General features: G+C 41.7%; 20 protein-coding genes. 2 read left to right on the top strand and 18 right to left on the bottom strand.

Features of this window, described 5'->3' with window-relative positions:
• Positions 1-2: 2 nt before the first annotated feature.
• From H9647_RS02175 to leuB, 5 genes are all read right to left on the bottom strand, one after another.
• Positions 3-950, bottom strand: coding sequence for an AAA family ATPase (locus H9647_RS02175; RefSeq protein WP_225229067.1), 948 nt, complete (start codon positions 948-950; stop codon positions 3-5).
• 183 nt (positions 951-1,133) lie between these two features.
• Positions 1,134-2,660: a leucyl aminopeptidase gene (locus tag H9647_RS02170; RefSeq protein WP_225229002.1), complete on the bottom strand. Its 1,527-nt coding sequence runs from the start codon at positions 2,658-2,660 to the stop codon at positions 1,134-1,136.
• Between the two features lie 177 nt (positions 2,661-2,837).
• The gene (locus H9647_RS02165; RefSeq protein ID WP_191797765.1) at positions 2,838-3,941 is read right to left on the bottom strand and encodes an ATP-binding protein; all 1,104 of its coding nucleotides are present in this window, start codon (positions 3,939-3,941) and stop codon (positions 2,838-2,840) included.
• Positions 3,942-4,383: 442 nt separating this feature from the next.
• Positions 4,384-4,806, bottom strand: coding sequence for a hypothetical protein (locus H9647_RS02160; protein ID WP_191797763.1), 423 nt, complete (start codon positions 4,804-4,806; stop codon positions 4,384-4,386).
• A 455-nt stretch (positions 4,807-5,261) separates the two neighbouring features.
• Positions 5,262-6,362 (bottom strand): 3-isopropylmalate dehydrogenase, encoded by a 1,101-nt coding sequence (gene leuB / locus H9647_RS02155; RefSeq protein WP_191797761.1) that lies wholly within the window; start codon positions 6,360-6,362, stop codon positions 5,262-5,264.
• Between the two features lie 255 nt (positions 6,363-6,617).
• Here leuB and H9647_RS02150 point away from each other — a divergent pair, with 255 nt between their 5' ends.
• On the top strand, positions 6,618-7,598 hold the full coding sequence (locus tag H9647_RS02150; RefSeq protein WP_191797759.1) for an aldo/keto reductase: 981 nt from the start codon (positions 6,618-6,620) through the stop codon (positions 7,596-7,598).
• A 147-nt stretch (positions 7,599-7,745) separates the two neighbouring features.
• Here the strand turns inward: H9647_RS02150 and H9647_RS02145 are convergent, their stop codons facing one another.
• From H9647_RS02145 to ilvB, 4 genes are all read right to left on the bottom strand, one after another.
• Positions 7,746-9,287 (bottom strand): 2-isopropylmalate synthase, encoded by a 1,542-nt coding sequence (locus H9647_RS02145; protein ID WP_191797756.1) that lies wholly within the window; start codon positions 9,285-9,287, stop codon positions 7,746-7,748.
• A 108-nt stretch (positions 9,288-9,395) separates the two neighbouring features.
• Complete coding sequence (gene ilvC, locus H9647_RS02140) at positions 9,396-10,388, bottom strand: ketol-acid reductoisomerase (RefSeq protein ID WP_191797755.1); 993 nt, start codon at positions 10,386-10,388, stop codon at positions 9,396-9,398.
• A 238-nt stretch (positions 10,389-10,626) separates the two neighbouring features.
• Positions 10,627-11,109: an acetolactate synthase small subunit gene (gene ilvN, locus H9647_RS02135; protein ID WP_191797753.1), complete on the bottom strand. Its 483-nt coding sequence runs from the start codon at positions 11,107-11,109 to the stop codon at positions 10,627-10,629.
• A 3-nt stretch (positions 11,110-11,112) separates the two neighbouring features.
• Positions 11,113-12,858, bottom strand: a complete 1,746-nt coding sequence (ilvB, locus tag H9647_RS02130) for a biosynthetic-type acetolactate synthase large subunit (protein ID WP_191797751.1) — start codon at positions 12,856-12,858, stop codon at positions 11,113-11,115.
• A gap of 575 nt (positions 12,859-13,433) precedes the next feature.
• Here ilvB and H9647_RS02125 point away from each other — a divergent pair.
• Complete coding sequence (locus tag H9647_RS02125) at positions 13,434-13,886, top strand: GNAT family N-acetyltransferase (protein ID WP_191797749.1); 453 nt, start codon at positions 13,434-13,436, stop codon at positions 13,884-13,886.
• A gap of 125 nt (positions 13,887-14,011) precedes the next feature.
• Here H9647_RS02125 and H9647_RS02120 read toward each other — a convergent pair whose 3' ends face one another.
• The 9 genes from H9647_RS02120 to H9647_RS02080 form a co-directional block, all read right to left on the bottom strand.
• Positions 14,012-14,446 (bottom strand): hypothetical protein, encoded by a 435-nt coding sequence (locus H9647_RS02120; protein WP_191797747.1) that lies wholly within the window; start codon positions 14,444-14,446, stop codon positions 14,012-14,014.
• Between the two features lie 151 nt (positions 14,447-14,597).
• Positions 14,598-15,572 (bottom strand): ABC transporter permease, encoded by a 975-nt coding sequence (locus H9647_RS02115; RefSeq protein WP_191797745.1) that lies wholly within the window; start codon positions 15,570-15,572, stop codon positions 14,598-14,600.
• A gap of 2 nt (positions 15,573-15,574) precedes the next feature.
• Entirely contained in the window at positions 15,575-16,654 is a 1,080-nt protein-coding gene (locus tag H9647_RS02110) for an ABC transporter permease (protein ID WP_191797743.1), read from the bottom strand.
• The gene (locus H9647_RS02105) at positions 16,647-18,185 is read right to left on the bottom strand and encodes an ABC transporter ATP-binding protein (RefSeq protein ID WP_191797740.1); all 1,539 of its coding nucleotides are present in this window, start codon (positions 18,183-18,185) and stop codon (positions 16,647-16,649) included. The genes H9647_RS02110 and H9647_RS02105 overlap by 8 nt, the downstream gene beginning before the upstream one ends.
• Before the next feature lie 148 nt (positions 18,186-18,333).
• Positions 18,334-19,365, bottom strand: coding sequence for a BMP family lipoprotein (locus H9647_RS02100; protein ID WP_191797738.1), 1,032 nt, complete (start codon positions 19,363-19,365; stop codon positions 18,334-18,336).
• Positions 19,366-19,820: 455 nt separating this feature from the next.
• On the bottom strand, positions 19,821-20,180 hold the full coding sequence (gene rplT, locus H9647_RS02095; protein ID WP_160032823.1) for a 50S ribosomal protein L20: 360 nt from the start codon (positions 20,178-20,180) through the stop codon (positions 19,821-19,823).
• Between the two features lie 72 nt (positions 20,181-20,252).
• Positions 20,253-20,453 (bottom strand): 50S ribosomal protein L35, encoded by a 201-nt coding sequence (gene rpmI, locus H9647_RS02090; protein WP_191797736.1) that lies wholly within the window; start codon positions 20,451-20,453, stop codon positions 20,253-20,255.
• Positions 20,454-20,483: 30 nt separating this feature from the next.
• Positions 20,484-20,978, bottom strand: a complete 495-nt coding sequence (gene infC, locus H9647_RS02085) for a translation initiation factor IF-3 (protein ID WP_191798616.1) — start codon at positions 20,976-20,978, stop codon at positions 20,484-20,486.
• Positions 20,979-21,241: 263 nt separating this feature from the next.
• Positions 21,242-22,480 carry a glycosyltransferase family 2 protein gene (locus H9647_RS02080; protein WP_191797734.1) on the bottom strand — a complete coding sequence of 413 codons (1,239 nt, stop codon included), beginning with the start codon at positions 22,478-22,480 and terminating at the stop codon, positions 21,242-21,244.
• Between the last annotated feature and the right edge of the window lie 448 nt (positions 22,481-22,928).

Below are 22,928 nucleotides of genomic sequence, written 5' to 3'. Positions count from 1 at the left end.
AGCTAGCCTATACTGCTATCTGAACTCATGTTTTCACTTGGGACAGGGATTTGTTCAATGATACTTTGAAGCAGCGTAGCAGCCTTCCCTTCTTGTTGTCTTGATCTTTGGTGGAGCACAAGTCTATGAGATAAAACAGGCAGAGCGAGCGCTTTGATATCGTCAGGCAGGACGTAGTCCCTGTTTCTTATGGCAGCCCGAGCTTGGGTAGCTCTAAGCAGTGCCTGAGTTCCTCTCGGGCTTACGCCAAGGGCAATATCAGGATGACGTCTTGTAGCCTCTGCTATAGCAATCATATACTGGAGAAGATCTTCTTGGACTTGAACGGACTTAAAGGATTGCTGGGCTGAAATCATATCCTCCTGAGTGATAACGGGGGTTATTGAAGACTGAAAACCACCTTCCATCGTCCGTTTCAAGATTTCAATGCCTTCGGCTTGGGATGGATAGCCCAAATTCATTTTTAACATGAATCGATCCATTTGTGCTTCTGGCAGTGGAAAAGTCCCCTGGTTATCGACTGGATTCTGCGTTGCAATCACGATAAAAGGTTTGGATAGTAGATGTGTTTGTCCATCCACACTAATTTGCCGCTCCTCCATACACTCTAGCAAACTGGATTGTGTTCTCGGCGTTGCTCTATTAATCTCGTCCGCTAATACGATATTCGCAAATAATGGGCCGGGCCTAAACTCAAACTGTCCCTCTTTCTGGTTATAGAAATGGATTCCCGTCAAATCCGACGGTAATAAATCTGGAGTAAACTGAATCCGCCGAAATGAACATTCCATCGAAGCAGCTACCGTTTTAGCGAGCATCGTCTTACCTGTCCCCGGGACATCTTCCAATAAAATATGGCCCGAAGCGATCAGTGCGGTCAGCAATAAATCTACCGATTCTTCTTTTCCGATCATGTACTTCGCTATACTTGTCCTCAGTTCTTGGGCCATTTTCGCAATTGCCTTGATTTCAGCCTCAACCACAGAAAAACCACCTTTGTATTTGTAATGAGGAAACGTTTTCATATATGTGTTGTATTTTATCACATTGATAGAAAACATGCATTTTATGTAAAAAAAGAAGGTATACCCCCTGGTTTCTCCAAGGCATATACCTAATCATAGTTACAAATCCTATTCTTGTTCCACGCTTGTAATCCACTCCACAATTGTCCGTACCATGACACCGGTGCCTCCTTTCGGATTTACACCTCGCTCTTTCGAAAGAAATGCAGTTCCGGCAATATCAAGATGAATCCAAGGCATCCCGTCAGCAAAGGTCCCTATAAATAAACCAGCGGTACTTGAAGCTGCATTTCGTCCTGTACTGTTCCGTAAGTCTGCTACATCACTTCTCAACATCTCTTGAAATTCAGGATATGCAGGAAGCGGCCATACTCTTTCACCGGTTCGTCTCGAAGCCGAAATAAACCGACTCAAGAACGTCTCATCATTCGATACCGCACCAGTAGCAACATCTCCAAGTGCCGATAATACAGCTCCGGTTAACGTTGCTACATCAATAAGGCTAGTTGCACCTAATTCCTTCGCGTAGGTCATACCGTCAGCAAGTACAACTCTTCCTTCTGCATCTGTATTTAAAATTTCAACGGTTCTGCCGCTAAGTGTTGTAATGACATCACCTGGTTTGAATGCACTGCCAGAAGGCATATTTTCAGCAGTAGGAATGACGACCAGTGCGTTCAGTTGCGGACGGAGAATAGATAATGTCTCAAGTGCGCCGAGCACAGTTGCCGCACCGCCCATATCGCTAATCATCTCTTCCATACCGACACGTGGTTTCAGAGAAATACCGCCTGTGTCAAATGTAATCCCTTTTCCTACAAGTCCTACAATGTCGCCATCCCATGTTTCTCTTCCTTGATACTTGATCACGATCATTTTTGGCGGATGAATACTTCCTTTCCCTACGGAGAGTACTCCGCCCATCCCTTTCTTCTCGAGTTCCTTTTCGTCCAGATTGGAATACTCAAGACCGTGTTTCTCAGCCAATTGTTCTGCCGCTTTGGCAAGATCTTCAGGAACGAGCATATTCCCTGGAAGATTGGTTAGATCTCTGGCATAATTGGTCCCTGCCGCATAAGCTTGACCCCGCTCGATCCCTTTCTCCCATTCTTTTTGAAAATCAGGGTCTGTGATCTTTTCCTGATGAAAAGTAAGTTTACTTGGACCTATATAAGCTTTTTGCTGCTGTTTATAGTTTTTTCTTCGGTAAGCTCCTAAAATAAAACCTTCCGTTAAAGCATGTGCTACTTTGGATATATCAAGTGTATCGGAATAGGACATCAGCGAGGAAGGCATAGCGAACACGACTTCATCTGCGCTGACTTGCAGTGAAGCTTTGGCTGCTTTTGCAGCGAGGTTACGGAGCTCATCCACACTCATTGGATGCTCCCCTGTTCCTACTAAAACAAGTGTAGCAGCTGCACTCCCCTGCTTTACAGGGATGGTGAACAGTTGATTTTCGGATCCATTAAAAAGTCCTCTTTCTTTTACCGAAGTAATCGCTTGCTTCCATGATTCCGGAAAATGTCCTGTAATCCACTCTGCTTCTGATACCAAACATATGACGGCATGTGCCTCAAGCGATTCTACAGGAATCGCTGTTTTCCATGTGACTTCTAATGCGTTGTAGGTCAATATCTTCATCTCCCAATCGGTATAGGCCTATATTTATATATGTGTTTATATATACGGATGTATTCCATACTACTCCATTTATATACCCTTCGTCACACGTAAAAAAACAAAACAGGCCGGAAGCTCGTGTAGCTCCTGGCCTATTTTAATGACGAAGATCATAATGCTTAAAATATTCTATACAAGAGGAAGGGAAATTTTAAACTTGGTCCCTTCTCCTACTTTACTGTGCACAGCTATGGTCCCACCATGGTTTTTTATAATACGATAACTGACAGAAAGACCAAGTCCCGTCCCTGTTTCTTTTGTTGTGAAAAATGGATCGAATAATCGAACAAGCGTGTTGTTATCCATCCCATGTCCGTTATCATTTATTGAGATGACTACATGACTTTGCTCCTCGTGAGTATTAATCTGAATGATGCCAGAATAGTCTTCTCCTACAGGATCAATAGCGTCCATCGCATTTTTCACCATGTTCAGCATGACTTGCTTGATCTGCTTTACATCAATGGAGACATAAAGTGGCGTCAAATCATTATTCAGCTGAATTTCACAGCCTTTCATTAAACCTTCACTCTCTGTAAGCAGGACCACTTCTTTAAGTAACGATTGAATAGGAATGACCGTTTTCTGAGGTGCTGAAGGTTTAGAAGAGTTCAAGAATTCATAAATAATATCGTTAGCTCGGTCAATTTCTGTCAAAATAATTTTGGCATATTCATCCTTGCCCAACTGAAGTAAATGAGGACGAAGTAATTGAATAAACCCCCGAATAGCGGTAAGTGGGTTTCGAATTTCATGCGCAATCGAAGCGGATATTTGACCGAGCATCGCAAGCTTGTCATTTTGATAAGCGGTCTGTTCTATCTGTTTGAAATCCGATACGTCTTTTACACTTAGCAGGAAATTCCCATCCATCTGATCACCATAGGTAATCGTTATCAGCCAATGTTTCCCATACTCATCAAGCAGCTCATGATAGCGCTTACGATGGAAGATGGTCTCTCGATATATCCTGAGAATTTTCTTCTTTTTGAACCGGCTGATATAAGGATGTTGAACTAACTGTAGAACGTTACATCCAAGTAACTGATGCCTTGGAAGCTCCAATAATTTCGCCATCTGTACATTAATAAAAGTAAGAAAACCTTCGCTATCAAACAGCATGATTCCACTGTCCAAATGTTCCAGAATGTTCTCGTAATTACTATTATCGAGATGTCTTAGTGGAAAAGCCTCATCGGCAGAAATCAAAGTGTCCTGAAACTCACTGATCATACTCAGGTTCCCCCTTTTTACTTAAATGGAACTTGCCGATCGGACTAGCTATGGTCGCAGAACAGAGAGACCGTCTACCTTGAAGTGTAGTGTCTTCCCATCAGAAGGGCATTTATTTGCCTTTCTTAAGACTTTCGTAGAGTAAGTATAGAGTTAGTCCAAATATTACGGATTCCTTTGTTTCTAATTCATGTATACAAAAATGGAGATCCATTTTATCGATACGGAATAGCGATAGTGTAAGCCAGTGTTTTTAAATTAGCTGATTCCGCTTTGAAAGAAGTCTATTTTATCATAGACAAGGTTGGCAAGCCTAGTCAATCAGAGATACTGTCGAATAAACAGAAATAAATGAGCTAAACCCTTTTCGTTCAGGCACAAAGGATTATTTTTCAATAAAAAAACCTCTGCCCTAGGGCAAAGGTCGTCATTTACAGCTATACTATGATTGTCTTCCCGGTTGATTGTGCTTAAGTTTTGAGCGTTTTTTACTCATGACAGCAAGCCTGCGTTTCAACTCGCTCTCCCACTTCTCGTCTTTTATATTTTTGGCAATGGACAGCAAGTCAAGAGACGTATCGATTTGTCTTTGGACAACTTCGAGCGGATCTTCATTTTCACGGTTTACACAGTTCTCATAAATCGTATCTTCGTCTTCCATTACATAGTCTTGAAAATCAATCTCAGAAGCACCATCACCATGTGCATATTCAGCTAATATTTCATATTCATTTTCTACTTTGTAATGGACTTCTACCCGATGACATACTGGACAAAAGAGCAGGGGAACATTGTGGACCTGTGTACGGTAATGTTTTAATGTCCCCTTCGTTCCAATCATACTTGCTCCACAACAAAAACTCATTTGTTCACCCTCCTTGTAGAAACGCACCGGATGCATTATTTACATTATGTTCAATAGCGTATTCTTTTACCCTATTCGTTATGACAGTTCATTTTCCTCTTTATAAGAAAAAAAGATTCCTTATCCCTTATAACACCTTTTTTCGTGTTCTTAAACGCTGTTTTTGTAAAAATAAGGGTTCCCGCATTATTTGGTGAAAAAAGCCCTCACAACATGAAAAATGCTGTAAGGGCTTGTCTATTATTTTAAAAAATGCGGAAACTTATAGGTTACTGTCGGCAGGGAAAACGAAATGTAATCAAGACCCCCAACCTATTTCATGAAGAATATATAGATCCTATCACTCGCCTGATTTAAAGTCAAATTGCATCTCATAAAGAGATAGAGAGCAGTTCTTCTCTTCACCGTAACAAAAACGGAATCTAGGAGAATATCTGCTCTCTATCGTTACCTATTTAATAGGAAGAAACTAGTGTCGATTTCTCCATATTTTTCACGATTAAATCTCCCATCGCTGAAGTACTGATTGCTTGGCTCTTGTCTACCGCAATGTCGCTTGTGCGATGACCTTCATCCAGTACTTTAGCTACTGCTTTTTCGATGGCATCTGCTGCATCTTCATATCCAAAAGTCATCCGGAACATTAAAGCTACAGATAGGATCGTAGCAATAGGATTCGCTGCTCCCTGTCCTGCAATATCAGGAGCGGAACCATGAACCGGTTCATACAACCCGAAGCTGCCTTCTCCCAAAGATGCAGAAGATAGCATCCCAATCGAACCCGTCAGCATCGCAGCTTCATCACTTAGAATATCGCCGAACATATTCTCGGTTACAATGACATCAAAGCTAGCCGGTCTACGAAGAAGCTGCATTGCGCAGTTATCAACGAGTACATGCTCTACTTCTACATCAGGATAGTCAGGAGCTACACGGTTTACCACTTCACGCCATAATCTTGATGTCTCCAGTACATTCGCTTTATCTACAGAGGCAAGTCTCTTTTTCCGCTTCTGTGCGATTTCAAAAGCCTGTCTAACAATACGTTCCACTTCTGTTACGTTATAAACACAGGTATCAACTGCTTCTTCCCCGTGCTCTCCTTGTCTGCGAAGTTTGTCACCGAAATAAATTCCTCCGGTCAGCTCTCTTACGACCATTAAGTCAGTTCCTTCTAGAACTTCTGGTTTCAAGGTAGACGCATCTTTCAAACAGTCAAATACAACAGCCGGGCGTAAATTAGAGAATAATCCAAGTGCCTTGCGGATTCCCAGTAATCCTGTTTCCGGTCTAAGTTCTTTAGGATTATTATCCCACTTAGGCCCCCCCACTGCTCCAAGCAGAACTGCATCCGCATTCTGACATACTTCGAGCGTTTCTTCCGGAAGTGGTGTTCCTTTTTGATCAATAGCAATCCCGCCAAATAAGGCATGAGTGGTTTCAAAAGTATAACCGAATATTTCCTCCGTCCGTTTTAACACTTTCTCAGCTTCCGCAACAACTTCAGGACCGATCCCATCTCCTGCGATGACCGCAATTTTCTTCACTTCTGACATTAATAACACGCTCCTTTTTTATGTAAAATCATAAACGTCTTTTTTCTCGTCGTATTAAACTTCTTATATACCTTTTTACCATAGATGTGGTGGATCTGACCAAGATATAGAATCTATTGCTTTAATAGGTTTAGACTATAACGTTGCAACTAAATTCAGAGGATTGTAAGTAAATCAGTTGATTGAACTTGAATTAACCGTTTACAATAACATAGAAAGGTAAATTTGGTTCCTATGAGGAAGGGTGAGTGGACTATGCAATACAGTTACCTGGGGAAGTCTGGTTTAAAAGTAAGTAAACTATGTCTTGGTACAATGAACTTTGGTCCCGAAACAGATGAGAAAGAGGCATTCCGAATTATGGATGCAGCTCTGGATGCAGGAATCAATTTTTTTGATACAGCAAATGTATACGGTTGGGGTGAACATTCCGGCTTAACAGAAAAGATTATCGGAAAATGGTTCAAACAAGGCGGAGGTCGCCGTGAAAGAGTGGTACTAGCTACGAAAGTCTATGGCTCCATGCATGATCAGACTGATGGTCCTAACGATGACGCAGGTTTATCTGCATATAAAATTCGCCGTCACCTGGAAGGATCATTACAGCGTCTTCAAACGGATCATATTGAACTTTACCAAATGCATCACGTGGATCCCGTCATTTCATGGGAAGAACTTTGGGGAGCGTTCGAAGTCAGCATTGCACAGGGGAAAATCGGCTATGTCGGATCTAGTAACTTTGCAGGTTGGCAAATAGCGGTTGCCCAAAGTGCTGCTAAACAGCGGCATTTCCTCGGACTCATCTCGGAACAGCATAAATACAGCCTGAATTGCCGGTTTCCCGAACTTGAAGTCCTTCCCGCAGCTCAAAATTTAGGCCTTGGGATTATCCCTTGGAGTCCGCTCGATGGTGGATTACTCGGACGTAATGCTCTTAAAAAGTTAGAAGGTACTCGAACCGGTAATAATGCAGCTTACATCGATCAGCACCAGGAACAGTTAGAGCAATTTGCCACACTCTGCCGTGAACTTGGCGAACCACAGGATAACGTGGCTCTTGCTTGGCTCCTAGCAAATCCTGCTGTAACTGCTCCAATCATCGGACCTCGAACAATGGAGCAATTTGAAAGTACACTGGGTGCACTTGAGGTTACCCTTGATGAATCCACGATGAAACGCCTAGATGAAATTTTCCCAGGACCTGGCGGACATGCACCTAATGCATATGCTTGGTAAACAATATATAACTTACTGATTGAATCAATTTCATAAGATTCGATTTGATAAATAAATACAAAAAATTATTCGAAAAGCCCTTTATAGGAATCTTTCCTCAGCTGAGGAAAGTTCCAAAAAGGGCTTTTTTATCGGATCATCATGATTCTATAGATTTACATTAATACGTTCCGTATATGTTTTACGTTTCTCTACAAGATGATTGAGGGCATCTACATAAGCACGTGCACTCGCTCCAAGTATGTCGGTACTTACTCCGCGTCCTTGCACCGTCATCTTATCCTGCCTTAGGACAACATGTACTTCACCCAAAGCATCTTTACCGTGAGTAACGGACTTAATGGAATAATCAGCAAGGATAACATCTTCTCCACTTGCTTTATCAATCGCATTATATATCGCATCTACCGAGCCATTTCCCTCTGCTTCTGATGTCACATATTTATCGTCTTCCAAGCAGAGACTGATTTTAGCAGCGGGTACAGAAGCATTTCCATAAGTTACATACATTTCCTGGAGTTTAAACACCTCAGGAATATCAATTAATTTTTCTTCTAAGAGAGCAATTAGATCATCATCAGTCACTTCTTTTTTCTTATCTGCGAGATCCTTAAACTGTGCAAAAGCCCGGTTTACTTCATCCTCTTGGAGGGTAAATCCAAGTTCAATCAATTTTTCACGGAAAGCATGCCGTCCTGAATGTTTACCAAGTACAAGCTTGCTTTCTTTCAGTCCAATAGTCTCAGGTGTCATGATTTCATAAGTTGTTTTTTCTTTGAGCATACCGTCCTGATGAATGCCTGACTCATGAGCAAATGCGTTAGCACCGACGATCGCCTTATTACCCGGGACGACCATACCGGTTAATCTGCTGACCAGCCGGCTAGTCCGAGCAATCTCAGATAATTGAAGTGTTGTTTTCGCACCAAACAATTCTTGTCTTGTCTCTAAAGCCATCGCTATTTCTTCGATAGCTGTATTTCCGGCACGTTCCCCGATTCCGTTAATCGTACCTTCTATTTGATCTGCACCGTTCATAATCGCAGCCAGTGTATTGGCTGTCGCCATACCTAGATCATTATGACAATGAGCGCTGAGTTGCACCTTTTCAATATCCGGTACTTGCGTTTTTAATATTCTGAACAGATTACCGTATTCTTCTGGGTATAAATAACCTACAGTGTCCGGGATATTTACAACGGCTGCTCCCTCTTGAACTGCCATCGACGTCACTTCAACCAAGAAGTCATGTTCTGTACGGCCGGCATCTTCGAGCGAAAATTCAATTTTAGAAAAATAACGTTTCGCATACCGAATCGCAGATCTTGCAGTATCAAGCACCTGTGCTTTGTCCATGCGAAGTTTATGCTGACGATGTATTGGCGAAGTAGCTAGAAACAGGTGGATACACGGATCTTGTGCTCCCTGAAGCGCTTCCCGAACAGCTTCGATATCCTGTTCTCTAGAACGAGAGAGTCCAATAACGGTTGAGTTTTTTACCGCTCTAGCAATGGCATTTACTGCAGCAAGGTCGCCCGGGGAGGCTGCCGGAAAACCAGCCTCCATCCGGTCCACTCCTAATTTTTCAAGCTGGTAAGCGATCTCCAGTTTCTCCCGCGTGTTCAGATTAACGCCAGGAGATTGCTCTCCGTCACGCAGCGTAGTATCAAAGATATGAATTTTGCGCACACTCAGCACCTCCAAAATAAGTTTGTGTTTAACCTCCTATAGCGGCTCACGCATAATCGCACGGCCGCTTAGGAAGTAACATTTTAATTTATAATAGAATCGAATTTCTTATTTATGAGTCCAGTGCATCATTTCACGCAATTGTCCGCCAACGACTTCAATCGGGTGATTTGCTTCATTACGGCGAGTAGCTGTCAGGAATGCACGACCTGATTGGTTCTCAAGAATAAAGTCACGAGCAAATTTACCTTGTTGGATGTCAGTCAGAACGGCTTTCATCGCTGCTTTTGTATCTTCCGTTACAATACGAGGACCTGTAACATAGTCACCATACTCAGCAGTATTGCTGATGGAATCACGCATGCTTGCAAGTCCGCCTTCATACATCAAGTCCACAATCAATTTCAGTTCGTGCAGACATTCGAAGTATGCCATTTCTGGTGCATAACCCGCTTCTGTCAGCGTTTCAAATCCCGCTTTTACGAGTGCACTTACACCACCGCACAATACAGCTTGTTCACCGAACAAATCTGTTTCGGTTTCTTCACGGAAAGAAGTTTCGATAACTCCCGCACGAGTACAGCCAATTCCTTTTGCATAAGCAAGACCGATTTCTTTCGCTTTACCTGTTGCATCTTGTTCAATCGCGATCAAACCAGGTACGCCAAAACCTTCTACATATGTACGACGAACCATATGTCCTGGAGATTTAGGAGCAACAAGCAATACATCGCTATCTTTTGGAGCAACGATTTGACCAAAATGAACGTTGAAACCGTGGGAGAACATGATCGTAGCGCCCTTTTTCAAGTTAGGCTCGATTTCGTTTTTGTAAACCGAAGCTTGTGTTTCATCCGGCATCAAAATTTGAATCACATCAGCACGGCTTGTTGCCTCTGCTACGGAAAGTACTTCAAAACCATCATTTTGAGCGGTTTGGAATGATTTACCTTCACGTAGACCGATTACTACATTTAGTCCGCTGTCACGCAAGTTTTGTGCCTGAGCATGTCCCTGACTACCATATCCGATTACGGCGATGGTTTTACCTTTCAATACACTAAGTTCTGCATCCTGTTCATAGTACGTTGTAACTGCCATTGTTAAAGTCCTCCTTTGTATTGTAAAGAAACCCTGCATGAATGAGCGGGTGTTTCAAGGGACTATTCTCCCAGACTACTCATCATCGTCTTTTAGTTACGAAGTAGCAGCAATCCCCTCAAACCCCCGCTCATTCTTCAGGACTGTAATTTTATGTCGCGGTGAATGACTAAACTATTACTGTAAAAAAGAGAATGAATGACAATTCCATGAATTAACTATTCACCCTAATAAGTTTTTATACATTGCCTCTAACCATTGCGGTAACTCCGGTTCTGGATAATTCACGGATTCCGTAAGGCTTAAGAAGCTCAATCATTGCATCAATCTTTTCTGAATCCCCTACAACCTGTACCATCAAAGATGTATTTCCGATATCCACGACTGAAGCGCGGAAAGTCTCAACAAGCCCCATCACTTCAGGTCGTTCTGAAGGATCTGCTTTTACCTTTATCAACGCAAGTTCGCGTCCTACCATTGGATTTGAACTAAGATTAACTACCTTAATTACATCAATCAATTTGTAGAGTTGCTTCTCAATTTGCTCGAGTAATTTGTCGTCTCCAAGTGTTACAATGACCATTCGAGATAAACCCGCTTCTTCCGATTGACCTACTGTAATACTTTCGATGTTAAATCCACGGCGACCGAACAGACCTGATACCCGTTGAAGCACTCCTGGCTGATCGTTTACCAGCACGGCAATCGTATGTCTATTCATGATTTATGCATCTCCCATCAGCATTTGATCAATTGTCGAACCCTGCATTACCATCGGATATACATTTTCGTCCCTATTAACTACAAATTCGACAAGTACAGGACCATCCGTATTCATTGCTTCTTCCCAAACTTGCTGAGCTTCCTCTTTGTTTGTTGCACGCAGACCTTTTACTCCGTACGCTTCTGCCAATTTCACAAAATCAGGACTACCTGATAGATCAATATGGCTATACCGATTTTCGTAAATTAATTCCTGCCACTGTCTAACCATTCCAAGTACCTGATTGTTAATTACCACAATCTTAACCGGGATTTTGTTTATCGCGCAGATCGCAAGTTCTTGAGAACACATTTGCATTCCGCCATCTCCATTGATGGAAATAACCAGTCGATCTGGATGAGCCATTTGTGCACCAATTGCAGAAGGGAATCCAAATCCCATTGTACCAAGGCCGCCAGAAGTAACCCATGAACGAGGCTGATTAAATTTATAATATTGTGCAGCCCACATTTGATGTTGACCTACATCTGTTGTTACGATTGCACTGCCGTTTGTAGTGTCATTCAACATTTCAATAACCCACTGTGGTTTTAAGACTTCATCCGAATCCTTGTAGTTATAGAGACGATCGCCTTTCCATTCCTTGATCTGTCCTCGCCATGCATCTGCCTTATCTGCACGAGCTGCATCTTGATTAAGAATTTCTAGTACGGTTTTCACGTCACCTACAATAGGAATGTCGGCAGCAACGTTTTTACCAATCTCAGCTGGGTCAATATCAATGTGAACAATTTTTGCTTTAGGTGCAAAACCATCCAGCTTTCCAGTAACCCGATCATCAAATCTTGCACCGATACAGATTAGGAGGTCTGCTTGTTGAATGGCATGATTTGCTGTATATGTTCCATGCATTCCGGGCATTCCCATCCACAATTCATGACCGCTTGGGAAGCCTCCGAGTCCAAGAAGTGTAGTTGTAATCGGAATTTCCGTTTGTTTAACAAATTCGTAAAGTGCTTCATGTCCTCCGGAATATACAACCCCGCCTCCAGCTAGAATGACTGGACGTTCTGCTTCTTGAATAGCTTGATGCAGTTTATCGAGCTGAATCCGGTTTGGAATCACTTTTGGATTGTAAGCTCTCATCTGCACTGGTTCCGTTTGGGGTTTGAAAAGGGTCTTCGCTGCTGAGATATCTTTAGGGATATCAATGAGTACCGGTCCTTTTCTACCTGTGTTCGCAATGTGGAATGCTTCGTGAATAACCCGAGGCAAATCTTCAACATCTCGTACTAGATAACTATGTTTCGTGATTGGCATGGTAATTCCCGTAATATCAGCTTCTTGGAATGCATCGGTACCAATCAGGTTTGAAACGACATTTCCTGTGATGACAACAAGAGGTACTGAATCCATATACGCAGTTGCAATTCCAGTAACGAGGTTTGTAGCACCAGGACCTGAAGTAGCAATGCATACCCCTACTTTTCCACTTACACGTGCATAACCATCAGCCGCATGAATAGCACCTTGTTCATGACGTGTAAGAAGATGTTTGAAATCTTCGAATCCATACATCGCATCATAAATATAAAGTACTGCTCCGCCCGGATAACCAAACACACAATCAACACCTTCAAGGAGCAAGCTTCGTAGCAAGATATCCGAACCGGTAATGACTTCCGGCTTCATCCATTTCTCTCGTAGTTGATCTGTTGACCGCATTTCAGGATTATGTGCATTCACTCTAAGATCTCCCCCTTCGTAAGAACTACATTGAACTTGCATACTAGAAAACAAAAAAACCTCTCATCTCAAGCGGACACAATATGTGCCTCGCAAGGGACGAAAGGTTGTTTCTTCCGTGGTACCACCCAGTTTTGTCTGATTCCTCACAGAATCCGACCTTAGCAAGTAGAAGAATAGTAAGGTAAATAACCCCACCCCATCTTCTTACCTAACGTCTGTAACGTAGACATACGATTTTCCCTAATAAGCAAACTGCCTTTCAGGAAAACAGCTCCGAGGTGAGCTCGTATATAAGGGATTATGGTGGAGCTTGCAGCATATTCCGTCCACTCTCTGAGCATAAGCGCCCTTACAACTTCGTCCTCATCATTGCCGATGAACTATAGCGGTTAAATGTTAGGAACATTATATGATTCATTTATGGAAATAGTCAACACTTTATTTTTCAAAAGTATTACAGTTTTTGTACAAACCTTGCTATAACAACTGTTTTACCCTGTAAAATAGCACCTGTTATGTCGTCTCCACATATACTATTTCAACAAGAACTTGCTCAAAAGGAGGTCTTTTCCATGATTCGAAATCGGAGACCTAAGCAGGATGACTCTGCTATCATGGAACTCATTAAAACACAATTGGTCCCTCTCTCTCACATGAGCAAGCAGGATATCGATCAAGTCATTAAAGAAATCCCCTTCAGATTAACAAGGGGAATTTCTTTCGTATCCTCTTCGACATACGAATCGGATTTATTTGGTTTCATTCACTTTATGATGCATGGAGATCTACTTTATATTGACATGATGGCAGTCTCACCGAAACAACAGAGGAAGAATCATGGCAGAGAGCTCCTACTCAAAGCAGAACAATTTGGAATCTCACGGGGGTGTAAAAGATCAAAAGTGATGGTGGACGAAGGCAACCATAAAGGGGTCCTTTTTTATAAGAAATCAGGTTATGAATTAATTCGATATATGGACATTGGCCGTTGTTATGAGATGGGAAAAAGTTTAGAAAGCTATTGAAACGATACTAGTTCAATTTCATAACTCATTAAAACGATAAGTTTGTAACTATATAGACAAATAGAACCATTTTGATCTATATATCTCCTGATAAAAGCAACGAAAGGTATTATGAAATTGATTCTTTAGTAGAAAAATTTATTTTTATAACCGTATCCTCCTCCAAAACCTGGGCCTGGGCCCGGTCCTGGACCTGGTCCAAAGCCGTAACCACCACCTGGTTTGCCTCCGTAGCCATAACCGCCGCCAGGATAACCTCCCCCCTGGTAGCCTCCTCCATTATAACCACCTTGATAACCTCCTTGATAACCTCCCCCGCCAAATGGGCCGCCAAAACCGCCGCCTATAAAAGGCAAAGTACCAATTGCGAGAAGATCGAATAACACCAAAGGTATAATTGCCCGTGTACCTGCCTCTTTTCCGCCCACCGGTTCGAGTATAAGTTTATTACCCGATACAGATACGAGCTTGCCCGCTACCTGTGTTCCATCTTTCCGAACAGCTATAATTTCCTGTCCAATCCATTTTTTCGCTTCATTAGCGCTCACAGATTTACTCATCTTTCTCCCTCCTTCTGAGTAGAATTCAATATTATACTATTCATAGATCAGAGATTTGCCTGTTCCTATGTCCTGCATGTACAAAAAAACCCGAAGGTGTACACATGAATGTGAACACCTTCGGGTTATCTGTCCATTTTCGAATCCCAAATTATCGCTTGCCTGGATCGTATGGTTGACCGAGTGCAGCAGGAGCAGAAGAGCGACCTACGGCAGCGACCAGTACGACAATGGTAAGTACATACGGCAGCATGAAAATAATTTCCTGGGGAATAGCCTGAGACCATTCGAATATTTGAATATAGTTACGAACGGCTTGAGACAATCCGAAGAACATGGCAGCGCCAAATGCACCAATCGGATTCCATTTACCAAAAATCATCGCAGCAATCGCAATGTATCCTTGTCCGGAAATGGTATTGTGTGAGAATACTCCCGTTGTAGTAAGAGTCAGCGTTGCACCACCAATCGCCGCTAGTGCTCCACTAACCATAACCGCAACATATCTATATTTCGTTACGTTAATTCCCATTGTATCTGCCGCACTAGGGTGCTCCCCGACAGAACGAAGACGCAGTCCATAAGGCGTTTTATACAGGAAGTAGTAAGCAATAATAACGAACAATATAGCCAAGAACGTAGTCGGATAATGATTAATAAACACACTTCCAAAGAACGGAATTTCAGCTAACTTTATACCGAACAAAGTTGGATCCCATTTTTCAAAGCCTAAAATAAGCGGAGTTTCTCCCGAACCATCAAAGAGTAATTTAACCATATACAGGGTACTACCGGCAGCCAGGAAGTTAATAACGATACCACTAATAATCTGGTCTGCTTTAAAAGTAATCGAAGCTACAGCGTGAATAAGAGATACAATCAGTCCGAATACGGCAGCAGCAATAAGACCGATCACCGCTGCGGATCCTCCAGAAATGCCTGCATCTTGTGCATAGTGAGCCGTAACACCTGCTGCAAAAGCTCCGAAAATCATAAAACCTTCGATCCCGAGATTTGTTACCCCGGAACGCTCGGAAAAAATACCGCCTAGCGCAGCAAAAACAAGCGCAGTTGCGAAAACGAGTGTAGTATTAATCAGTTGTCCAGAAAGGGTTATGAAGTCCATGTTTACAACACCTTCTCTTTCTTGCGCTTGGAGTTAAAGGGTTTAAGCACCCAGCGCACAATCCCTTGTGCAGCTATAAAGAAGATGATCGAACCGATTACGATTCGGATCAATTCCGGTGGAACATCCGCAGCAAAGCTCATTCCGGAAGAACCATAGGTTAATCCACCAAATAAAATGGCTCCTAGTACAACACCAAGTGGATGATTCATACCAATCAGAGCAACGGCAATTCCGTCAAATCCGATACCTGGAGAACCTTGGAACACGGTTTGATATCCAAACACCCCAAGCACTTGAAACGCACCGCCAAGACCAGCAAATATTCCACTGATAAACATTGCTTTTACTACATTTCGGTTTACTTTCATCCCGGCATATTCTGCGGCATGATGGTTGAAACCAACGGCACGCAGCTCAAAACCTTGTTTCGTCTTCCACATGAAAATATAGAAAAACAAGGCTGCTACAAGAGCAATTAACGTTCCCCAGTGAACACGTGAATTGTTCATCAGTTCAGACAACCAGCCGATCGCGATCGACGCACTAGGCTGAATTTGCTCTGAACGATTTTCACCAGGCATAAGCAAGAACTGTCTTACTACAAGATTAGCCATATAAAGAGCAATCCAGTTCATCATAATACTGGTGATAACTTCATTAACTCCGCGTTTCGCTTTAAGAAAACCCGCAACAGATGCCCAAAGTCCACCTGCAATTGCCCCAGCAATGAGAGCAAGCGGTGCATGAATGAGTACGGGTAAACCAGTAAATTTAATCCCGATAAACGTAGCTGCGGTCATACCTACGATATACTGACCTTCAGCCCCGATGTTAAACAAACCTGCTCGCGATGCAAAAGCGAAAGCCAGACCCGTCATCAGGAGCGGAGTCATCTCGCGAATTGCCTCACCAAAGTTATAGGTACTTCCAAAAACTTTATCAATCAGTGCACCATAAGCCGTAATGGGATTATATCCACCAATCAGCATAACGAATGCACCCAAGAACAGACCCATAATAATAGCTACTACAGGATATATAAATGAGTCCTTCGTAAACCATTTTAATACATTATTCACCCGCTGCACCTCTCTTCTTCATGCTGCCTGCCATCATAAGTCCGAGTTCTTGATCATTTGTCTCCTCTGGCAGTACTTCACCTACGATATGTCCTTCATAGATAACAGCGATCCGGTCAGATACATTCATAATTTCATCTAACTCAAAAGAAATAAGAAGAACAGCTTTCCCTTGATCCCGCTGGGCAATGAGTTGTTTTTGTACGAATTCAATTGCACCAACGTCAAGTCCGCGTGTCGGTTGTGCAGCGATAAGTAAATCTGGGTTTTTATTCACTTCTCTCGCAATAATCGCTTTCTGCTGGTTACCACCAGAGAGTGCACGAGATTTCGTATCAATGCTTGGTGTTCTTACATCAAATGCTTCTACCAATTTCACCGTATGCTTATCGATCTCTTTAAAATCCAGAAAACCTTTCTTTGAAAATGGTTCTTTGTAGTAAGATTCGAGCACCATATTTTCACTTACAGAGAAGTCAAGTACCAAACCATGTTTATGACGATCCTCCGGTATATGGCCTACACCTGACTCTGAAATTTTACGAGGAGTTCGATTCTTGATCTCTTTGCCATTGAGCTTGATACTTCCCGAATCTACTTTACGCAGTCCAGTGATAGCCTCAATCAGTTCACTTTGACCATTACCGTCTACCCCGGCAATTCCGACAATTTCGCCAGCTCGCACTTGCAGATTCAATTGATCAAGAACAGAGATGTGATCTTGATTCTTAGATGTAAGATTTTGAATATCAAGAACTACTTCTTTAGGCTCGGCCTGTTTCTTATCTACCTTGAAAGTTACTTCTCGTCCTACCATTTTAGCTGCTAGATCATTTGGAGAAGTTTCGGAAGTTTTAACCGTGTCAATCACTTTCCCGCGGCGGATAATGGTAACCTTATCTGAAATCTCCATAATTTCTTTCAGTTTATGAGTAATCAGAATAATGGACTTTCCTTCAGCAACGAGCTTCTTCATAATCACAAGCAATTCCGTAATTTCCTGTGGTGTTAGTACTGCTGTTGGTTCGTCAAAAATGAGAATTTCTGCTCCGCGATACAGTGTTTTAAGAATTTCAACACGTTGCTGCATACCTACAGATATATCTTCAATTTTGGCGTTTGGATTTACTTGTAATCCATACATTTCTGATAAACGTGTAACCTCTGCTACTGCCTTTTTATAGTTAATACCCAGCCCTTTTCTTGGTTCAGAACCTAGTATAATATTCTCAGCTACAGTAAAAGGTTGCACCAGCTTAAAATGCTGATGGACCATTCCAATTCCCAGTTCAATTGCTTTGTTTGGACTATCAATTAATACAGGCTTGCCGTTAACTTCGATGCTGCCTTCATCAGGCTGATACAATCCAAATACAATATTCATCAACGTTGATTTACCCGCACCATTCTCCCCTAGCAGCGCATGGATTTCACCCTTGTGCAGCTGCAAACTTATGGAATCATTGGCGACAATACCTGGGAAGCGTTTTGTAATTTGCTTTAACTCTACAACAGGAGTTGCTGCACCCATGAGATCACCCTTATATAGAATTTATTAGTAATTATGGCCCTAGACGTGAGAACAAGGCTAGTTCTAATAACCAGCCTTGTCATTATGCTTATTTACATCGTATCTACTTTTACGTAAGAAACGGTAATACTTGAACTACTCAGTTACACTACTCAGTTGGAACAACAATTTCGCCGCTGATGATTTTTTCTTTATACTCGTCAACGAGTTTCAGAACATCTTCAGGAACGTTAGCTGTTGAAGTCTCAGCAATACCTACAGCGTTGTCGGCAAGGTCAAGCTCTTCGATTCCACCCTCGAAAGTACCGTTTACTAACTCAAGTGATACTTTTTTAACTGCTTCGTCTACTTTTTTGATCATGGACGTCAGTGTGATTTCATCACCAAACTCGATAGATTGGTCTTTATCTACACCGATTACCCACACATCTTGGCCGGATTTTTTACGGGACAGACCTTCATTGAACACGCCTGTACCTGTTGCACCAGCAGCGTGGAAGATAATATCTACTCCATCGTTGTAGAGTGTAGCTGCTGCTGTTTTTCCTTCGTCAGGTTTATCAAAGTTACCAGTGTAAGTAGGAATAAACTTAGCATCAGGATTTACTGCTTTAATACCTTCTCTGAAACCAACTTCAAATCTCTTGATGAGTGGGCTGGACATACCGCCAACAAAACCAATTTTATTTGTTTTTGTCATTTTACCAGCGATCACACCTACGAGGAAAGAGCCTTGTTCTTCTGCAAAAGTTACAGATTTCACATTTGGCGCTTCAACAACGCTGTCAATAATCGCAAGATTTGATTCTGGGTTTTGTTCAGCTACCGTTTTAATTGCTTCGGCAAGTTGGAAGCCAATTCCCCAAGTAAGATTATAATTGTTTTGTACGAACTCGTTTAGGTTTGTGTTATACTCGCTATCCGATTTACTCTGCAAATACTTAACTTTTGCGCCTGATTCCGCCTCTACAGCTTGCAGAGCTTCCCAAGCAGATTGGTTAAAGGATTTGTCGTTTACACCGCCTACATCCGTTACCATACCGATTTGTACGTCAGATTTTGCTGCTCCTTCGTTTCCATCGCTACCTTGCGAACCACTAGTGTTGTCATTACCGCAACCGGCAAGTGCAACTGATGCTGCAAGGATCATACTTAGAGACAAACTCAATACTTTCTTCATCTTGGAATTGTTCCCCCTTAAAATATTGCCTTCTTGAATCTTTCATTAGCTCTGCTGCTTGCCACAATTAACATTCATCGTGACACCTTGCAGTTCCAGCGAATGAGAAGTTCAAGTAGGACTGTCCTACTAGGTGTGATTATACAATCATCCTTTTTTAAAATCCAGCAGTTTCATCACTTAATTTTAAGTTTTTATAGCAAAAAAGGAATGTAAGCGTTTTTACTTTCGTAATTTAACACGTTAATGTAACTTATATGTGACTTTCCTTACCATACAAGTATCTTTCTTACCCCTTTTACTTCCATGAATGCCAATTATTATTTGCACTATTTTAAGTATGATACAAAAAGAATGATCCAAACATTATGTCACAAGACCTAGTTCATTTATGTAAATGAACCTAAATATGTCCATAAAAAAGCCGCCTATAACGGCGGCAACATATTATTAAATTATGCGTTCACTTTTTCTTTAGCTACAACAGCCAAAGAGTTGAATGCATTGATATCGTTCACTGCAAGATCAGCGAGCATTTTACGGTTCATGTCTACTCCAGCGAGTTTCAAACCGTGCATGAATTTGCTGTAAGACAATCCGTTCATGCGAGCTGCTGCATTGATACGAACGATCCACAATTTACGGAAGTTACGTTTTGTAGTACGACGGTCACGGTATGCATATACCATGGATTTCATTACTTGTTCATTAGCAGTTTTAAAGATACGGTGTTTAGAACCAAAATAACCTTTAGCAAGTTTCAATACTTTTTTATGACGACGACGAACAACGAATCCGCCCTTTACTCTTGCCATATTAGAAGACCTCCCAGAAAATATATATGTTTAGTAGTTATACTGCTTAGATGCAGTTGTTGCAAAACGAGACTATTTAAGGTTAGACAAACCTTGTTTCAAACGTTTAACATCTCCAGGTGCCATTACAGGGCTACCAGCAAGAACGCGTTTTGCACGTTTGGATTTGTGGGAAAGCAAGTGATTTCTGTATGCTTTATAACGTTTCACTTTACCAGTACCTGTAATTTTGAAACGACCCTTCAGACTGCTGTGAGTTTTCATTTTAGGCATTTTGTATTTCCTCCTCCAAGTTTAACTGGCTCAAGCTTTTGGAGCCAAAATCATAATCATGCTTCGACCTTCAAGTTTTGGTTGACGTTCGATGCTGCTGATCTCAGCAACTTCTACTTTAACGCGCTCCAAAATCTTTTGACCGATATCCGCATGGGCGATCTCACGTCCGCGGAAGCGGACGGAGCACTTCACTTTGTCGCCATCCTTCAAGAACTTAACTACATTGCGAAGTTTTGTTTGGTAGTCGTGTTCCTCAATGTTAGAGCGGAACCAAACTTCCTTAATGTCCACAATCTTTTGATTCTTGCGTGCTTCTTTTTCTTTCTTTTGTTGCTCATAGCGGAACTTACCGTAGTCCATAATGCGACATACTGGCGGTTTAGCCTGCGGTGCTACATTCACCAAGTCTAAGTTGAGATCTGCAGCCATCTGCAATGCTTCGCGAATTGGTGTAATACCAATTTGCTCCCCTTCAGCTCCAACCAAACGAACTTCCTTCGACCGAATTTCATCGTTAATCATGTGTTCTTTACTAATAACTGTCCACCTCCATGTCGTTATCGATACCCATTCGAAAAAAAATAGGGATGCCGGTAGGCTACCGACATCCCTGAACAATCGACAATTCTTCATGAAAAATCAAGTTTCATAAATCATTGGGATCGTACCCGTCAGCTTCAGCCGAACAGGTGAGAAGTCGTACCTTCTTCTTATGATTCCGTAAACAATCACTTGATTAATATAACACAGCTCATACAAACCGTCAAGCACAAAATATATTATTTTTATCCTTGTTTGCTTTGTACTTCTTCCAAGCGAACAACACGAGTATGCTTCGTGTGGCTCCATTGTTTGTTATTCTGTGTAAAGAACGCATAAAGCGTAATTGGATACCAGGATAACAGATAGATCGGGAACAAGATAAGTGATGTATACACCTTCTTGATTTTAACCTTCTCCAGTGCAAGAGACGCTAAGAATGTAACGACGTTTGCCAAAATAGCAGAAAATCCTACCCATATTGGCAAGTATCCATAAATATTTGTAATATTCGGACCTTTAAACAACGTAATATCGATCAAGCTGACCGCCGTCATAAGAAAAGTCAGTAACACTACATAAACATTCGCACTGTATACAGCGAGGTCAAATTTAACCAGACTACCTTGCTTGATACTTTTCCATATCAATGGGAAGAAATATCTTCTCGCTACTGTAAAGTGACCTTGCATCCAGCGCAGACGTTGTCTTGCTGAAGCTTTAAACGTAAGTGGCTTCTCGTCAAACACCTTAGCGTCATAGTTGAACACAGGATACACATCACGTTCAACAGCACGCATCGTGAACTCAAGATCCTCTACCAGGGATGTAGCTCCCCAGCCCATATCTTTAAGAAGTTTACTTTCAAAACACATTCCCGTACCACCTAAAAAGTTAGCCATATTCAGGTTATGACGAGACAACTGCCACAAACGGTTAATATACCAGTAAGAAATACCGTAAGCAGCTGTAATCCAGGAGTCTTCCGGATTCTTTGTATCAATATATCCTTGAATAACGCGAGCTCCGCGATTCAAATCATCATTCATTTCTTGAAGGAAATTCGTAGCTGCCAGATTATCTGCATCAAACATGACGATCGCGTCATACTGTCTTGGCATGCTCCAAAGTTCTTTGAGCATCCATTCAATCGCATAACCTTTACCGCGTTGATCTGGATTCACTCTGACACAGGCGTTCATTCCATGTGCTCTAACAATTTCAGCTGTATTATCTGTACAGTTATCACAGATCACAAACACATCGTACAACTCTTTTGGATAATCCAACTTTTTCATATTCTCAAGTAAGGCTCCAATAACTTCTGCCTCATTGTGAGCAGCAACCAATACAGCAAATGACTTGTTCGGCGGAAACTGTTGTTTCTTCTTCTTTTTAATCAGACCGAACAGAGAAAAACTAAACTGATACACAGCAAGAAACGCCAAGATCACTTGGAACGTCACAAATATCGCATTAAACATTTGTTCTCTGCTACCCCCTCTTTAATATGAGCTTCTCTTTTTTTACGCACATCTTTTTTTGTAGTACATGACCCGTTCTTTGTTTCGTTTCTATATCTTCACCACTATTCTTAACTGCCTACTCGATTTTGTATGCTTTCTGAAGTTTTGTCAAAATCCTCAAATGACAGCATCTCGGCAATAAAGCGTTCTTTTGGGCTGATTTCACTAGAAGAACTACTTCAAGCCTTCATTCATAGCAGTTAAGTCTTATTTTCATCCGATTACGCGTTTTTTATTTGATCTTCCCCTCCTCCATTTTTATTTATTTCTAAATGCAGGAATAAGATCTAAATATTAAACGCAAAAAGCAGTAAAAAAGTTTAAATAAAGCTCTAAACTTTTTAAACCAGAATTGGTGGCTTGAATCATTTTATATTTTTTTCGTGAGTAAAGTCAAAAGCACTGT

The sequence above is a fragment of the Paenibacillus gallinarum genome (assembly GCF_014836635.1).
GTDB classification, from domain to species: domain Bacteria; phylum Bacillota; class Bacilli; order Paenibacillales; family Paenibacillaceae; genus Paenibacillus; species Paenibacillus gallinarum.
This window is presented reverse-complemented; position numbering and strand designations above follow the sequence as displayed.

Excerpts from the sequence above, each read along its gene's own strand:
- H9647_RS02175 (WP_225229067.1), bottom strand. The coding sequence starts at position 950 with ATGGCCCAAGAACTGAGGACAAGTATAGCGAAGTACATGATCGGAAAA.
- H9647_RS02165 (WP_191797765.1), bottom strand. The coding sequence starts at position 3,941 with ATGATCAGTGAGTTTCAGGACACTTTGATTTCTGCCGATGAGGCTTTT.
- H9647_RS02160 (WP_191797763.1), bottom strand. The coding sequence starts at position 4,806 with ATGAGTTTTTGTTGTGGAGCAAGTATGATTGGAACGAAGGGGACATTA.
- leuB (WP_191797761.1), bottom strand. The coding sequence starts at position 6,362 with ATGTCAGAAGTGAAGAAAATTGCGGTCATCGCAGGAGATGGGATCGGT.
- H9647_RS02150 (WP_191797759.1), top strand. The coding sequence starts at position 6,618 with ATGCAATACAGTTACCTGGGGAAGTCTGGTTTAAAAGTAAGTAAACTA.
- ilvC (WP_191797755.1), bottom strand. The coding sequence starts at position 10,388 with ATGGCAGTTACAACGTACTATGAACAGGATGCAGAACTTAGTGTATTG.
- ilvN (WP_191797753.1), bottom strand. The coding sequence starts at position 11,109 with ATGAATAGACATACGATTGCCGTGCTGGTAAACGATCAGCCAGGAGTG.
- H9647_RS02125 (WP_191797749.1), top strand. The coding sequence starts at position 13,434 with ATGATTCGAAATCGGAGACCTAAGCAGGATGACTCTGCTATCATGGAA.
- H9647_RS02120 (WP_191797747.1), bottom strand. The coding sequence starts at position 14,446 with ATGAGTAAATCTGTGAGCGCTAATGAAGCGAAAAAATGGATTGGACAG.
- H9647_RS02115 (WP_191797745.1), bottom strand. The coding sequence starts at position 15,572 with ATGGACTTCATAACCCTTTCTGGACAACTGATTAATACTACACTCGTT.
- H9647_RS02105 (WP_191797740.1), bottom strand. The coding sequence starts at position 18,185 with ATGGGTGCAGCAACTCCTGTTGTAGAGTTAAAGCAAATTACAAAACGC.
- H9647_RS02100 (WP_191797738.1), bottom strand. The coding sequence starts at position 19,365 with ATGAAGAAAGTATTGAGTTTGTCTCTAAGTATGATCCTTGCAGCATCA.
- rplT (WP_160032823.1), bottom strand. The coding sequence starts at position 20,180 with ATGGCAAGAGTAAAGGGCGGATTCGTTGTTCGTCGTCGTCATAAAAAA.
- rpmI (WP_191797736.1), bottom strand. The coding sequence starts at position 20,453 with ATGCCTAAAATGAAAACTCACAGCAGTCTGAAGGGTCGTTTCAAAATT.
- infC (WP_191798616.1), bottom strand. The coding sequence starts at position 20,978 with ATGATTAACGATGAAATTCGGTCGAAGGAAGTTCGTTTGGTTGGAGCT.
- H9647_RS02080 (WP_191797734.1), bottom strand. The coding sequence starts at position 22,480 with ATGTTTAATGCGATATTTGTGACGTTCCAAGTGATCTTGGCGTTTCTT.